Below are 14,728 nucleotides of genomic sequence, written 5' to 3' on the forward strand. Positions count from 1 at the left end.
TCAGTTCCCCGGCCCGGTGGGCAGCCCGCGGAACCGGCGGCTGACGTTTTCGTCCACCTCCGTGTACTGCGCGCTGATGTCAACCACGTCGGCGCCGGCCGAGGCCACCTCGTCCAGGGCGTCCTGATAGCACTCGAACGCCCACGAGGACACCTCGTCGTGGGCGGCGCCGATCAGCGAGCCGATGTCGTCACTGCCCCAGGGCGCGCCGAAACCCGCCAGCTCGGCCCGGAACGACGCCAGTTCCGCGGAGAGACGCGAGGCAACGCTCTGCAGGGCAGACCCGGTCGCCGAAAGCCGCTGGGGATCGATCATGAAGCCGGTCATCGGTCACCGGCCCGGCGGGTGAGCTGTTCCTGCGCTTCGACCAGCGACGCGGTCAGCTTCGCGAACTGGCGCTCGGCGTTGAACTGGATGTCCTTGAGCTGGTCGGTGAGCGCACCGAGGTCGGCCGGACCGGCGGTGGCCACGGCTCGGCCCTGCAGATCGGCGAGCGCAGCGTTGACGGCCGACTCGACCTCCCGCGCCAGCTCCTCGCCGCTCAGCCGCAATACAGACGGCTCCAGTTCGAGGTTCTCGATCCGCCCGGGCAGCACAGCCCGGACCCGGACCCGGCCGTCGGCGGCCTCGCCCGTACCGACGGGCGGTTCCCGCTCTTCCTGGTCGCCGGAGGACGCCTGCGCCCGGCCGAGCGCGGCCAGCACGTCCGCCAGCGTGCCGCCCAGGCCGGACGGATCGATCGGGCCGGTCATCTCCAACCTCCTCGCGCGGGCAGTCCTGCCCGAACCGTGACCATATCGAAACCTGTCCAGCCCAGGGCTACGTTGGTGTTCGATGGCACGGGACAGGTCTGGCCGTCCGCTGCCGGATGCCCGGACGACTTCGCCCAGTACGGCGTCACCGGGCGAGCGCTCGGCGAGATCTGGAGCCGGTTCGCGGCGTGGCGTCGGGTACCTCGTGCGCGAGGTGCCCGGCGACGCTGCCGAGGGAGGCGCACCTCGCGGTACCGGCGCACGAACGATCGCTCGGCCCGCCCGGCCTTGCCCGGACATCAAGTCGACCGCGGAAGACATCTTCCCCGTCCAGGAAGATGCCGCGAATGCCCCGGGGTTCTCGGCGAGCGGGTAGCACCCGAGATCAGCACTGGGCACCCCCGGTCAGCACCGGGTAGACCGGACCGCATGTGCTCCGAAATTGCCTCGTGCGTGCCCCTACCAGCGACGAACCGCCCCTGACGTACCCGATGGGACGGTTTGGCACCCCGACGGCACGCCCGAGCACTCGCGAGTATCCGCAGGTCGGTACGATATGAGCCGCGGCCCTCGTAGCTCAGGGGATAGAGCAACGGTTTCCTAAACCGTGTGTCGCAGGTTCGATTCCTGCCGGGGGCACCAAGGTCAGAGCCTTGATCGGCTCGTTCGTGCCGTTCGCGTGGTTCGGTTCGTGGCACGAAACGGCCAGCGGCAACGTCAGGCCAGGCAAGTCCCGTGCGACGGTGAATCAGCCTATTGACCGGTACCTCGAGCTCGTGAAAATCGGCGACACGGGTCGGCGGGCAATCCCGCGGTCGCTCGGCGTGACACGAAACGCTGACTCGCAGTGGCCCTAGGACTTTTGGCTCCAAGGTCACCACAGAGGACAGACGGCGCAAAGCTGTCGTACCGGCTCGACGCGGTCTAGGTTCGGACGGGTCGGCTCTCTCGTGGGGAGGACATCGCATGACCGGTCGGATCGTCGTCGGTATCGACGGCTCACAACTGAGCGGCAACGCACTCGAATGGGCGGTGGCCCGAGCACGCCTCGGCGGCGAGCACCTCGAGCTGGTCAACTCTTACAACCTCGCCGCCCCCGTCGATTTCTTCGGCTATCACGGCCTCGCCACGAGCCAGCACCTGGAGTGGTACATCGAGCTTTCCGAGCAGCTGCTCGAGGCCGCGAATGCCCGCGTACGCGAGCTTGCCCCCGACCTGACCTGCACAGTGACCTCGCAGATGGGCCACCCGGCGCACACGCTGGCGGCGGTCTCCGAGACCGCGGACGCCATCGTGGTCGGACGGCGCGGCCTCGGCGCCGCCGCGAGCGCCCTGCTGGGTTCGGTGAGCAACCAACTCACGGTCCAGGCAAAATGCCCGGTCATTGTGGTCGGTGCGGGCGAGCTTCCGACAGAGGGTCCGGTCGTCGTGGGCGTCGACGGGTCGGAGTTCGGCACGAACGCTCTCCGCTACGCGATCGCCGAGGCGGCCGTACGAAAGACCTCCGTGCGCGCCGTCGTCGCCTTCGACGTGCTGGACGGCGCGGTCCCGGCCGACCCGGAGCTGGGCGCGCGCATGCGAGCGGGCGTCCAGGAGGACGTGGTCGGCACCATCGGCCAGGCGCTCGACGAGGCGCAGGGCAACAACCCCGCCGCCGTGAGCGTGGACCCGGTGGCCGTGGAGGGCCGCGCCGCCGAGGTGATCCTGGCGCACGCCGACGACGCGCAGCAGATCGTCGTCGGCACGCACGGCAAGGGCCTGATCCGCCGGATCCTGCTCGGCTCGGTGAGCCGGCAGATCCTGAACGATGCGGACCGGCCGATCGCCGTCGTCGACCTGCCGGAGAGCTGATCTCCGCCGGTCGGCGATGGGCGCTCTGACGCCGGAGATCGAGGCTGCCCGCTAGCAGCCGCCGCCTGGTTCGCCGCCGTGCCGCCCGACGAGGGTGGCGCGGCGGACGACCGTGCCCGGCAAAGGCGGTTGCTCGTCGTCGATGGGTTCGGCGTCAATCGGTGGGATACGGCCGCGTCGTTCGTCCGGGCGACAGATCCGCCCGGCCCGGCGACGAAGGCCGCGCGCCGGTTCGCATCGGGTGATCGCTCGCCGGTACCGCTAGGCCATGACCCGCCCCATCGCTGCCGCGTCATCACGAGGAAGGACGGGAACGTGAGCGCCACTGCAGACTCCGACCGCGCCACGGCGACAGTCCCTGCGCAGCCAGGGGTACGCGACGCCGAACCCGTGCTTCCCGAGTTCCGGCCGTCCTGGTGGGAGACCGGGCTGCGCCGCAGGGCCGAGACGGGTCTGCTGGGCGTCTTCACCGAGCTGCCCGGTCTGGTGGTGAAGGCGGTCCGGGTCGCGTGGCGCGCCGATCGCTGGCGGACGGCGACCGCGACCGCGACGACCCTGCTGTCCGGCGCGATGGCGGCGTTCGGCCTGCTCGCGACGCAGCGGGTGCTGATCCAGCTGTTCGCCGGCGGCCCGACCCCGGACCGGGTCCGCGCCGCGCTGCCGGCGCTGACCCTGCTCGCGGCCGCCACGGCGATCCGCGGCGGTCTGGGCATGGCGACCGGGTACGCGCTGAACGGGCTGACGCCCCGGGTGCATCAGGCGGTCGAGCGGGAGTTGTTCGAGCACACCACCGCGGTGGAGCTCGCGGCGTTCGACGACGAAGCGTTCGCCGAGGGCATGGAGCGGGCGACCCGCGGCACCGAGGCCGCGATCGAGCTGGTGCAGAACACGATGAACCTGTTCGCCGGGGTGGTCAGCCTGCTCGCGGTGACGGTCGCGGTGGTGGCGATCAACCCGCTGCTGCTGCTCGCCCTGCTGGTGGCGACCGTGCCGACCGGGTACGCGGCGCTGCGGGCCGGGCACGAGAAGTTCAAGAGCTATCTGGCCAGCTCGACCCGGCGACGCCGGCAATGGGTGCTGCAGACGCTGATGGCCGAGCGAAAATCGGCGGCGGAGCTGCGCACGTACGGGCTGCGGGAGTTTTTGCTCGGTCTTTATGACCGGGTGATGGGGGCGCAGATCGCGGTCGAGCTCGCGGTGGCCAAACGGGTCACCACCACGACCAGCATTGGTGCGGCGGTCGGCGGGATCGCGCTGACCGGCGTGTACGTGCTGCTCGGGGTGCTGCTGCTGGACGGGCAGATCCCGCTCGCGGCGGCGGCGACCTGCGTGGTGGCGGTGCAGGCCGCCCAACGGGCGCTGACCATGCTGACGTTCCAGATCGACCGGGTGTATGCGAGCGGGCAGTTCTTCAACGAGTACGTCAAGTTCCTCGGCGCCGCCGAGACCTATCTCGCCCCGGCCATCGAGCAGCGGCCGTCGCCGGGCCGGCTGGTCGAGCTGGGCGTGCACGGGGTGAGCCTGCACTACCCCGACCGGGACCGGCCGGCGGTCGACGACCTGACGCTGACCCTCCGGGCCGGGCAGACCATCGCCCTGGTCGGCGAGAACGGCTCCGGCAAATCCACCCTCGCCGCGATGATCGCCGGTCTCCGGACGCCGACCGGCGGGCAGATCACCTGGAACGGCCGGCCTCTGTCCACCTGGGACACCGCACGGATTCAGCAGCAGATCGCGGTCGTCCTGCAGGACCATCACAAGTGGCCGTTCAGCGCTACCACCAACATTGCCATGGGCGACATCTGCGCCGACGCCCACCCGCCGCGGGTCGAGACCGCCGCCGGCCTCGCCGCCGCGCACGACATGATCCGGGAGCTGCCGCACGGCTACGACACGCTGCTGGATCGGACGTTCAAGGACGGGCAGGACCTGAGCGGTGGGCAGTGGCAGCGGATCACCGCGGCACGCGGCTTCTACCGCGACGCGCCTCTGCTGATCATGGACGAGCCGTCCTCGGCGCTCGACCCGCGCGCCGAGGACGCCCTGTTCCAAGCGTTGCGGAGCCGGCAGGGCGACAAGACCACCATCCTGATCACCCACCGGCTGGCCAACATCACCCACGCCGACCGGATCTACGTGATGCACGAGGGCGCCCTCGAGGAGCACGGCACCCACGCCGAGTTGATGGCAGCCGGCGGCCGATACGCGGAGTTGTTCACTCTGCAGGCCGCCGGCTATCAGTCGTGACGAAGGGCCCGCGGGCCGCTTCTTGGGAGATGCTCAGACCAGTTCGAGCTGGGGCGCCTCGGCCTCGACCGCCTCGACCGGGCGGACCGAGCGCAGCGACCAGAGCGCCACCGGGACCCCGACGGCGACCAGGACCGCGGCCACCACCAGCGAGAACTGGTAGCCGGCCAGGTAGCGGTGCAGCTCGGTGCCGCTGGCCGCGTTGGCCCGGTTGCTGAGGATCGCGCCGAGGATCGTGATGCCGAGCAGGCCGAAGACCTCGCGGGAGACGTTCAGCATGCCGGAGCCGACACCGGCCCGCTCGGCCGGCAGCGCGCTGACGATGACGTTGTTCAGCGGGACCAGCATGCCGCCGCCGACGCCGTAGAACACGAACCAGGGCAGCAGGTCGGTGTAGGTGGTGCCCTCGCCGTACCCGGAGATCCCGAAGATCGCGATGGCCATGATCGCGAGGCCCAGCGCCACCGTGCGCCCGGCGCCGAAGCGTGCCTCCAGCCGCGGCGCGAGTGTCGCGCTGACCGCCATGACCAGCGCCATCGGCACGAACGCCGAGCCGGCCTCGGTCGGCGAGAAGCCGAGCACGTTCTGCAGGTAGATGGCCGTGTAGAAGTAGATGCCGAAGACGCCGAACGCCCACAGGCCCATCGCGAGCAGGCCGCCGCTGAACACCCGCTGCCGCAGCATGTTCAGGTCCATCATCGGGTTCTTCGAGCGCAGTTCGATGACCACGAAGGCGATCGCCGACAGGGCCGCGACGGCGAACGAGGTCAGGATGACGCCGGAGGTCCAGCCCCGCGATTCCCCTTCGATCAGGGCGTACGTGAGGGCGAAGAGCGCGACCGAGGAGGTCAGCACGCCGGGCAGGTCCAGCCCGCGGGCGGTGCCCCGCATCGAGGCCGGGACGCTGATCAGGGTGAGGATCGCGGTGGCGACGCCGATCGGCGCGTTGATCAGGAAGATCCAGCCCCAGGAGGCGTGCTGGGACAGCCAGCCGCCGGTGAACGGGCCGACCGCGAGGGCGAGCGCGCCGACCGCGCCCCAGATGCCGACGGCCGTGCCGCGCTCGCGTGGGTCGGGGAACAGCCGGGGGAGCAGGGCCAGCGAGGCCGGGGTGAGCAGCGCGGCGCCGACGCCCTGGACGGCCCGGGCGCCGATCAGCATCTCCTGGCTCTGGGCGAGGCCGGCGCCGACCGACGCGAGCGTGAAGATCGCCAGGCCGCCGAGGAACGCGGTGCGGGTGCCGAGCACGTCCGCGATCCGGCCGCCGGCCAGCAGCAGGCCGGCGAAGACCAGCACGTACGCGCTGGCGATCCACTCGAGCCCGGAGATGCTCAGCTGAAGGTCCCGCTGGATCGACGGCAGGGCCACATTGACCACGTTGTTGTCGAGGTAGGTCATGAAGGTGCCGAGCGCCACCGCCACGAGCGCCCACCACCGCCGGTTCTTCTCCACGGGATCCCCCTGTACAACGTCCTTGTACGGCGTCCTTGTACGTCGTACATGTACCTCGTACATCAGACCTGTACGTTGTATGGTTGTCAAGTGGCAGGCGAGAAATTGAGCAAGGCGACGGTGGCCGAGCGGGCGCTGCGGCTCGGCGACGAGGAGGGGCTGGAGGCGGTGACCATCCGCCGGCTGGCCCAGGAGCTGGGTGTCACGCCCATGGCCCTGTACTGGCATTTCAAGAACAAGGACGAGCTGATGGTCGGCATCGTCGACCACGCGCTGTCCACCGTCCGGGCCGACCGCGAGGCCGCCGACCCTTGGCAGAAACAACTGCGCGCGATGGTCGAGGCGCTGATCCGGGCGATGCGCGAGCATCCCGCGCTGGCCGACCTCATGCACAACGTCGCCAAGGAGGACGGCGAGAGCTTCACCCGGGCCTCCAACGACGCGCTGGTGCTGCTGACCACGGGCGGATTCGACGTCGAGGAGGCGTACTGGGTGGCCTCGCACCTCCTGCATGCCGCGATCGGCCTGGTCGCCGCCCAGCCCGACTGCCCGATGAACGTGCCGGCCGAGCAGGCCGCCGAGTGGCGCCGGCAGAAACGCCTGAAGCTGGAGAGCCTCCCCGCGGACAAATACCCGATGATGGTGGCGTTCGCCACTAGCTACGCCCGGGTGCCCGACATCGAGCGGTACTACGCCTTCGGCCTCGACCTGGTGATGGCCGGCGTCGAGGCGGTCGCGCCCCGATCGGCCCAGTCAACCGGCCCGGAATTGGATCAGCCGGAAGCCGCGGTCGGGCGTACGGTCGAGGCGTGACAACAGTCGACTTCTATTTCGACCCGGCCTGCCCCTTCGCCTGGATCACGTCCCGCTGGATGCTCGAGGTCGCGAGCCTCCGCGACGTCGACCTCCGCTTCCGCGTGATGAGCCTGTACGTGCTCAACGAGAACCGCGACCTGCCCGAGGACTACCGCAAGCTGATCGACCGCTCGCTCGCCACGGTCCGGGTGGTGACCGCGGCCAAGGCCAAGCACGGTGACGAGATTCTCAGCCCGCTCTACACCGCGCTCGGCACCCGCATCCACAACCAGGGCAACAAGGACTTCCCGGTGGTGGTCCGCGAGGCGCTGGCCGAGCTGGGCCTGCCGGCCGAGCTCGCCGACGCGGCCGACACCGACGAGTACGACGAGGAGCTGCGCCGCAGCCACCACGAGGGGATGGACCCGGTCGGCGACGATGTCGGCACCCCGACCATTCACATCGACGGGGTCGCATTCTTCGGGCCGGTGCTGTCCAGCATCCCGCGCGGCGAGGACGCGCTGAAGGTGTTCGACGGTGCCGTGGCGCTCGCCTCGTACCCGGACTTCTTCGAGCTCAAGCGCACGCGTACCGGTGGGTTGAAGTTCGACTGAGAATTTTTCTCAAGTATGGCGCTAGCCGGCCGTAACACCGGTCATGTCTTCCATCAGCGTGGTCATTTGTAGCTACACCGATCGGCGCTGGGACGACTTCCGGCGGGCCTGCGCGTCCGTCGAGCGGCAACTGCTGGACGGCGACGAGTTGGTCGTCGTGATCGACCACAACGACGCCCTGCTGGCGCGCGCCCGGGCCGAGATCCCTCGCGCCCGGGTCGTGCCCAACGGCGGCAAGCAGGGCCTCTCCGACGCCCGCAACACCGGCGTCGCCACCGCGACCGGGGACGTGGTCGCGTTCCTCGACGACGACGCGGCCGCGCGGCCCGGCTGGCTGGCCGGGCTGCGCACCACCTTCGACGGCGCCGACGTCGCGGTGGCCGGCACCGCGGTGGTCGCCGAGTGGGAGGGCGGCCGTCCGCCGCGCTGGTTCCCCGCCGAGTTCGGCTGGGTGGTCGGCTGCAGCTACCGCGGGCAGCCGGAGACCAAGGCGGCCGTGCGCAATCCGATCGGCGCGTCGATGGCCGTGCGCCGCTCCGTCTTCGGCAAAGTCGGCGGCTTCTCCGACGCCATCGGCCGGGTCGGCGCCACGCCGGTGGGCTGTGAGGAGACCGAGTTCTGCATCCGGGTGGCGGCGCACGACGCCGACGCCAAGGTCGTGCTCGACCCGAGCACCGCGGTCGACCACCACGTCCCGGCCGCGCGGCAGACCGTGCGCTACTTCGTCCGCCGCTGCTACCACGAGGGCCGGTCCAAGCGGATCGTCTCGATGCTGCGCGGCACCACGGCCGGTCTCTCCGCGGAACGGACGTACGTGCGGGAGACGCTGCCCGCGGCCGTCGCGCGCGGTGTCACCGGCGCGGTGCGCGACCCGAACGGTCTGGTGCGGGCCGGCGTGGTGGTGCTCGGGCTGGGCAGCACGGTGCTCGGCTACGCCGTCGAGTCGATCCGGCGCGGCCCGCTCACCGTGTCGGGCGAAACTGCCGCCGCGAGTGCCCCCGGGCCGGCGACGCCGCTCGTCCGCCCCCAAACGACAGCGACGGCGCAGCCCTCGGTCGTGGCGCAGCCCTCAGCCGTGGCGCAGCCCGCAATCGCCGAGAACGGGAAGCGCGCCTGGACCCCCGACGACGCGATCTGGTGCTGCGACTTCGACCTGGCCGGCGACGAGACCTCGGCCGTGGTGCCGCCCCGCGACGAGACCACCATGCGGGTGCTGGTCCGGCTGCACGGCGAGCCGCTCGGCTACCTGACCCTCCCGCGCACCGGCACGCCGGACGACCTCGACCTGATCCGGGCCGAGACGTTCCGCCGGCTGGCCGGGCCGCTGGAGCAACACCTGACGGCCGAAGGGCTTGCGGTACCGCGCGAAACCGAGCGGGAAGGCTGGCGGGCACCCGCGCCGGCCGCGGCCTGCCCCAGCCACGTGGTCGCTGACGACCTGGTCTCGGTGGTGGTCTGCACCCGGGACCGCAGCGACTCGCTGCCGGCCTGTCTCGATCGGCTCGCCGAGATCACCTACCGGCCGATCGAGTTCGTCATCGTCGACAACGCCCCCCGCGACGACTCCACCAAAGACCTGATCGAGAAGTACGCCGCGGTCGACGACCGGTTCCGGTACGTCCGCGAGCCACGGCCGGGCCTGTCCCGGGCGCGCAACGCCGGACTCGCCGCGGCGAAGGGCCGGTACCTCGCGTATACCGACGACGACGTCGCCGTCGACCGGCTTTGGATCGACGGGCTGCTGCGGGGCTTCCACCGGCGCGCGGATGTGGCCTGCGTGACCGGGCTGGTCTGCACCGCCGCGATCAGCAACGGGCCGGAGGCGTACTTCGACGCCCGGCTCGCGTCCTGGTCGGCCCGCAGCCAGGCGGAGTTCTTCGACCTGTCGATGGGTGACCGGTACGGAGCGCTCTACCCGTTCTCGGCCGGCATCTTCGGCACCGGCGCCAGCTTCGCCTTCGACCGGGAGCGGCTGGTCCGGATCGGCGGCTTCGACGAGGCGCTGGGCGCGGGCACGCTCACCCGCGGCGGCGAGGACCTGGACATCTTCGTCCGGGTGCTGCTCGACGGCGGGGCGATCGCGTACGAGCCGGCCGCGGTCGTCTGGCACCACCATCGCGCCACCGAGGAGTCGTTGCTCAAGCAGATGTACGGGTACGGCACCGGCCTCACCGCGTACCTGACGAAGCTGATGCTCGACCGGTCGACGCGCACCCAGTTGCTGCGCCGGTTGCCGGCCGGCCTGCTGTGGGTCGCCCGGATCCGGAACCAGACCGGTGAGCGGCTCGGCCCGACCGTGGCCGCACCGGCCGGGGCGATGCGCCGCGAGCTCACCGGCTACCTGGCCGGCCCGGTGCTCTACCTGCGCGCTCGCCGCGCCCTGCGGGACCAACGGTGACCCTGCTCGGTGAACACGCGGCTTCGGCCTCGGCGCCGACGGAGGTGATCCCGAGGGTCCAGGACACGACCCGGACCCGGCTGGTCATCTCCGCGCTGAGCCTGCTCGCGTTCCTGTCCGGGGTGACCGGGCTGCTCGCCGACGTGCCGGGCCTGCGGCTGGTGGGCTTCGTCGGCTACTTCCTGTTCGGCGTCGGCGCGGCGCCCTGGGCGCTGTTGCCCAAGCTCGACCTGCCACTGCGGCTCGCACTGACCGTCACCACGTCCCTCGGCGCGTTGGTGATCTTTTCCACCGCGATGCTCGACGCGGGGGCCTGGCAGACCGCCGTGGCCACCTCGGTGCTGTGCGCGGTCACCGTGCCGCTGCACGTCGCCGGGCTCGCCATGAGCCTGCGCGAGCGACGGCCGCCTAGTCTGCGGATCACGCTCGGGCCGCTCGGGCCGGGCGTCTTCGTGTCCGGCGCCGGCGTGTTGCTCTGTCTGGTCGCCGCCCTCATGCACCGGCACACCGACCCGGGACTTTGGGGCTTCCTCGCTCAGATCGGGCCGCTCTGGTACGTCGGCGTCGGCCTGGTCGTGCTGTCGCTGGCGATCTCCCGCTCGTACGCCGAGGCGGCCACCGCGATCGGCGTGCTCGCGCTGATCGTGGTGTTGACCGGCACCCAGGCGATCGTCTACGACCTGCCGCGGATCCAGTCCTCGGCCAAGCACGTCGAGATGGTCCAGCAGATCCGGCACCAGCACCTGCTGCAGAGCACGGTCGCGGTCTACAACGGATGGCCCGGCTTCTTCTCGGCGATGGCCTGGCTGGCGGACGCGGCGGGCATCCGTGACCCGCTCCACCTGGCCACCGCCTGGCAGCTGCTGATCGGCCTGTACCGGGTGGTCGCGATGCGCTGGTTCGCCGGCCAGGTGATCCGGGACCGCCGGCTGATCTGGCCGGCCGTGCTGTTCTGTGCCCTGCCGGACACGATCGGCCAGGACTACTTCTCGCCGCAGTCGGTCGGGTTCGTCCTCGGCATCCTGATCTTCGGATTCGCCCTGTCCCGTCTCCCGTTGCCCGTCAAGGCGGCGGCGATGATCGGCGCCGGCCTCACGATGGCCGTCACCCACCAGCTCAGCCCCTACATCGTCGGCGGCGCGCTCTGCGTCCTGGTGGTGTTCCGCCAGCTCAAGCCGTGGTGGCTGCCGGCGACGGTGCTCGGCACGGCGGTGCTCTGGGCCCTGGTCAACTGGGCCGACATCAGCCAGTTCGTAGACCTCAGCCACCTCGGCAGATCCGGCAACCTGACCACGCCGACACCCACCGCGTCCAGCGGCCTGGGCCGCCTGACGGTGTTCCTGGCGATGGAGGCCACACTTGCGGTGAGCCTGCTGATCCTCGGCGCGTTGAGCCTGGTCGTCCTGTGGCGGCAGCGCATGAGCCTGGTCATCCTGTGGCGGCAGCGCAGGAGCCCCCGGCAGTGGGAGCCCGAGAACCTCCGGCTGTGGGCGCTCGCCGCCTGCCCGGGCGCCGGGCTGGCGATCGTCATTGCCCACCCGTACGGCAAGGAGGGCCTCTACCGGGCCGTCCTGTTCGCGCTGCCGTGGCTGGCGGTGCTCGCCGCCCAGGCGTTCGCGCTGCGGGCGAACCGCTGGTGGCAGGCGACCCAACTGGCCGTCGCCTCGATGCTCACGGTCAATTTCGTGATCGGCACGTTCAGCCTGGACGCCTCGAACGTGATGCGGAAGGGCGACCTGGACGCTTTCGCCGCCTACGCGCAGACCCACACCGACGGTGGCGTCAACTACTGCCTGGTGATCGGGCCGGGTGACGTGCCGAGCGGTCCGAACACCGGCCCGAACACCAGGATCGCGGTCTACCGCGACGCCATCGACACGACGTACGGCTTCACGATCGATACCGTCGACGCGAAGACGGTCGAGACCCTCACCGAGCAGCTCATCGCGTACTCCGGCCTGAGCGACCCGACCGACCGGCTCTACGCCTTCTGGTCGCCCACCTCCTCCTACTACGGCTGGGAGTACGGGCTGCACACGCCCGAGCAGTTCGCCGCCCTGCGGGACGCGTTCGCCGCCTCGCCGCTGTGGAAGGTGACCTTCTCCGAGGGTGGCTCGATGTTGTTCGCGTACGTGGGCTCCTGATGGCCGCGGGCACCACCACCGCGGAGGAACAGAGCCACGTCGCGAAACTCTTCGGGCGAGACTCGCTCTACATGCTGATGTGGGCCGTGCAGATCATCTGCGCGGCGCTGCTCACCCCGATCACCACCCGCGTGCTGGGCCTGGGCGAGTTCGGCACGGTCACCTCGGCCAACGCGATCATGCAGGTGTTGTTCGTCTTCGCGGGGCTAGGCCTGCAGACCGCGGTACAACGCGAATACTCGACCTTCGAGAACCCGCGCGGCGCTCGCCAGCTGGTGCTCGCCGCGCTCGGCCTGACCGTCGCCGTCTCGGCGCTCGCCTGGTGGACCGTGCCGCTCTGGGCCGGCGCCCTGGAGATGGGCGACGACCGGACCGCGCTGCGCTGGGCGGTGCTCTGGGCCGGCTCGTCGGCGATCACCACGGTCTCCCTCGGCCTGCTGCGCAGCCTCGACAAGCTGCTGATGTTCAGCGTGGTGAGCTTCGTGCAGTCGGTGGTCGCCGAGGCGCTCGCGCTCGGCCTGGTCAAGTTCTACCGGCCGACCGCCGAGGCGTTTCTCAGCGGCCAGGTGGTGGCGCAGTTCGCGGCGGCGTTCCTCGGCCTGGCGGTGGCGCCGCCGGCGCTGCTGCTCTGGCGGGACAAGCACGTGCTGGACCGGGCGCTGCGGTTCGCCCTCCCGCTGGTACCCGCCGCGCTGAGCACGTTCGTGCTGTCGGTCTCCGACCGGCTCATCGTCGAGGCACAGCTGGGCGCCGAGGCGGTGGCCCGCTACCAGGTCGCGTACAACGTGGCGTCGATGCCGATGCTGCTGCTCTCGGTGCTGAACTCGGCCTGGATGCCGCGCTTCTTCGGCATCTCCGACCGAACCGAGCGGCGGCGGGCGCTGGCCTCCAGCCGGGATGCGCTGTACCGGTTGATGCTGCCGGTGGTGACCGGCTTCGCCTGCGGTGCCCCGCTGGTGCTGCGCATCTGGGCGCCCTCCTCGTACCACCCGGCAAAGCTGCATTTCGTCGTCAGCCTCGTGTTGATCACCGCCATCCCGTACGCCGGGCAGCTCGCCGTGACCCGGACGTTGATGGCCGACGGGCGAACCGGGGCGTCCGCGATGGCGACGCTGGCCGCGGCGGTGGCCAACGTGGGGCTCAACCTGGCGCTGGTGCCACGCTTCGGCATCGAGGGGTGCGCGTTCGCGACCCTCGCGGCGTACGCATTCCTGTATGTCCTGCTCGAAGTTATCGGTCGCCGGGCTCGGGTGCCGCGCTCGCCCCGCGGCCTCCAGGCGCGGCTGGCCGGGGTGGCGGCGCTGGCCCTGGGGTCCGCGTGGGTGCCGGAGAGCACGATGACCCTCACGCTGCGGGCGATCGCCGGGGCCGGTGCCGGGGTGTGGTTTCTTCTGGTGCTGCGGACGATCGGCCAGGAGAACCCGGCGGCCGAGGCGCGCACGGAGCCGGCCTTCGACCCGGAAGCCACGCAGCTGCTCTGGGACCCGGAAGCCACGCAACTGCTCTGGGTCGGCGCGACCGTCGAGATGGCCGCCATCGTGCCGAATCGGCGGCGCACGGATCGGCGGCAGGCCGACCCAGAGCAGTACTCCGGACCGGCGGAGCGCCGGTTCGACGATCGGCGCCTCGCCGGCCGCCACTGGCGCGTCGAATCACCAACCGAGGTGCTCCCCGTCGAACCACCAACCGAGGTGCTCCGCGTCGAACCACCAACCGAGGTGCTCCGCGTCGAACCACCGACCGAGGTGCTCCCCGCGCCGCTGTCCGCGCCGCAGCCCGTGCCACCGTCCGTCCCGCTGTCCGTGCCCCCGCCGCCGTGGCCGCCACTCAAGCCTGGGCCGGGCGAGCCGTGGCCGCCCGTTCCCGATTGGTCACGCGCGGGCCGATAGCCGGGTCACCAGCATTCCCAGCGGCCAGTGCCCGAGGGCGACGGGCTCCTTGCGTACCGAATCGAAGGTCTTCTCGGCGACGCGCAGCGCGCGCCGCAGCGCCCACCGCACGTCGTAGATCCACAGCCGCCCGCCGGGGCGCAGCACCCGGCGCAGATCGCGAATGCCGCCCTCGACATCGTCCCAATGGTGCTGACTGATCGACGAGACGATCAGGTCGAACGTCTCGTCGGGGTACGGCAGCGCCGCGACGTCGCCGACCGCGAAGGTCACCCGGCCCTCGGTGTCCTGCCGGCGGGCGAAATCGATCATGCGGGGTTCCAGGTCGACGGCGTCGACCGTCCAGGCCGGACGCAGCGCGGCCAGGTCGCGGGGGATGCGACCCGGGCCGGTGCCGGCGTCCAGCACCCGCGCGCCGGCGGGCAGCCCGGACGCCGCGGCGTCGGTGACCACCCTGGCGTAAAGCCGTGCGGCGAGTCGGCCCGCGTGCCGGTCGTAGCGCTCGGCGTTGGCGAAGATGTGTGCGGCCTGCATGGCGTCCTCCCGAACTCCGTGTTCCTTTCCGAACATCGTGTTCGGCTATGCT

Annotated in this window: 11 protein-coding genes and 1 tRNA gene; 8 read left to right on the forward strand and 4 right to left on the reverse strand. The window is 71.0% G+C overall.

The annotated features are described in order from the left end of the window. Positions 1 to 315, reverse strand: coding sequence for a WXG100 family type VII secretion target (locus ODJ79_RS05265; RefSeq protein ID WP_263022176.1), 315 nt, complete (start codon positions 313 to 315; stop codon positions 1 to 3). 8 nt (positions 316 to 323) lie between these two features. After that, positions 324 to 752 (reverse strand): YbaB/EbfC family nucleoid-associated protein, encoded by a 429-nt coding sequence (locus tag ODJ79_RS05270; protein WP_263022177.1) that lies wholly within the window; start codon positions 750 to 752, stop codon positions 324 to 326. 566 nt (positions 753 to 1,318) lie between these two features. On the opposite strand from ODJ79_RS05270, the gene ODJ79_RS05275 reads away from it, so the two are divergent. The 3 genes from ODJ79_RS05275 (at position 1,319) to ODJ79_RS05285 (ending at position 4,850) form a co-directional block, all read left to right on the forward strand. After that, a tRNA-Arg gene (locus ODJ79_RS05275) sits at positions 1,319 to 1,394 on the forward strand. 324 nt (positions 1,395 to 1,718) lie between these two features. Further along, positions 1,719 to 2,603, forward strand: coding sequence for a universal stress protein (locus tag ODJ79_RS05280; protein ID WP_263022178.1), 885 nt, complete (start codon positions 1,719 to 1,721; stop codon positions 2,601 to 2,603). 315 nt (positions 2,604 to 2,918) lie between these two features. Next, entirely contained in the window at positions 2,919 to 4,850 is a 1,932-nt protein-coding gene (locus tag ODJ79_RS05285; protein WP_411267263.1) for an ABC transporter ATP-binding protein, read from the forward strand. A gap of 33 nt (positions 4,851 to 4,883) precedes the next feature. Here the strand turns inward: ODJ79_RS05285 and ODJ79_RS05290 are convergent, their stop codons facing one another. Then, positions 4,884 to 6,302, reverse strand: a complete 1,419-nt coding sequence (locus tag ODJ79_RS05290; protein ID WP_263022179.1) for a DHA2 family efflux MFS transporter permease subunit — start codon at positions 6,300 to 6,302, stop codon at positions 4,884 to 4,886. 90 nt (positions 6,303 to 6,392) lie between these two features. On the opposite strand from ODJ79_RS05290, the gene ODJ79_RS05295 reads away from it, so the two are divergent. From ODJ79_RS05295 to ODJ79_RS05315, 5 genes are read left to right on the forward strand one after another with little or no spacing between them, the layout of a single operon-like run. Beyond that, positions 6,393 to 7,115 carry a TetR family transcriptional regulator gene (locus tag ODJ79_RS05295; RefSeq protein ID WP_263022180.1) on the forward strand — a complete coding sequence of 241 codons (723 nt, stop codon included), beginning with the start codon at positions 6,393 to 6,395 and terminating at the stop codon, positions 7,113 to 7,115. Next, positions 7,112 to 7,711: a DsbA family protein gene (locus ODJ79_RS05300; RefSeq protein ID WP_263022181.1), complete on the forward strand. Its 600-nt coding sequence runs from the start codon at positions 7,112 to 7,114 to the stop codon at positions 7,709 to 7,711. Before ODJ79_RS05295 ends, ODJ79_RS05300 begins: the two co-directional genes overlap by 4 nt. Before the next feature lie 43 nt (positions 7,712 to 7,754). Next, positions 7,755 to 10,109, forward strand: coding sequence for a glycosyltransferase family 2 protein (locus ODJ79_RS05305; RefSeq protein WP_263022182.1), 2,355 nt, complete (start codon positions 7,755 to 7,757; stop codon positions 10,107 to 10,109). Continuing rightward, entirely contained in the window at positions 10,106 to 12,253 is a 2,148-nt protein-coding gene (locus ODJ79_RS05310; RefSeq protein WP_263022183.1) for a hypothetical protein, read from the forward strand. Before ODJ79_RS05305 ends, ODJ79_RS05310 begins: the two co-directional genes overlap by 4 nt. Further along, the gene (locus ODJ79_RS05315) at positions 12,253 to 14,142 is read left to right on the forward strand and encodes a lipopolysaccharide biosynthesis protein (RefSeq protein WP_263022184.1); all 1,890 of its coding nucleotides are present in this window, start codon (positions 12,253 to 12,255) and stop codon (positions 14,140 to 14,142) included. Before ODJ79_RS05310 ends, ODJ79_RS05315 begins: the two co-directional genes overlap by 1 nt. On the opposite strand, the gene ODJ79_RS05320 is transcribed toward ODJ79_RS05315, so the two are convergent. Then, complete coding sequence (locus ODJ79_RS05320) at positions 14,125 to 14,676, reverse strand: class I SAM-dependent methyltransferase (protein WP_263022185.1); 552 nt, start codon at positions 14,674 to 14,676, stop codon at positions 14,125 to 14,127. The two genes, ODJ79_RS05315 and ODJ79_RS05320, sit on opposite strands and share 18 nt — an antisense overlap. Positions 14,677 to 14,728: the final 52 nt, after the last annotated feature.

It is taken from the genome of Actinoplanes sp. KI2, from assembly GCF_025630775.1.
Lineage (GTDB): Bacteria > Actinomycetota > Actinomycetes > Mycobacteriales > Micromonosporaceae > Actinoplanes.

What these genes read in the sequence shown, in the direction of transcription:
- ODJ79_RS05320 (WP_263022185.1), bottom strand. Translation starts at nt 14,676, where the DNA reads ATGCAGGCCGCACACATCTTCGCCAACGCCGAGCGCTACGACCGGCAC.
- ODJ79_RS05315 (WP_263022184.1), top strand. Translation starts at nt 12,253, where the DNA reads ATGGCCGCGGGCACCACCACCGCGGAGGAACAGAGCCACGTCGCGAAA.
- ODJ79_RS05265 (WP_263022176.1), bottom strand. Translation starts at nt 315, where the DNA reads ATGATCGATCCCCAGCGGCTTTCGGCGACCGGGTCTGCCCTGCAGAGC.
- ODJ79_RS05305 (WP_263022182.1), top strand. Translation starts at nt 7,755, where the DNA reads ATGTCTTCCATCAGCGTGGTCATTTGTAGCTACACCGATCGGCGCTGG.
- ODJ79_RS05270 (WP_263022177.1), bottom strand. Translation starts at nt 752, where the DNA reads ATGACCGGCCCGATCGATCCGTCCGGCCTGGGCGGCACGCTGGCGGAC.
- ODJ79_RS05280 (WP_263022178.1), top strand. Translation starts at nt 1,719, where the DNA reads ATGACCGGTCGGATCGTCGTCGGTATCGACGGCTCACAACTGAGCGGC.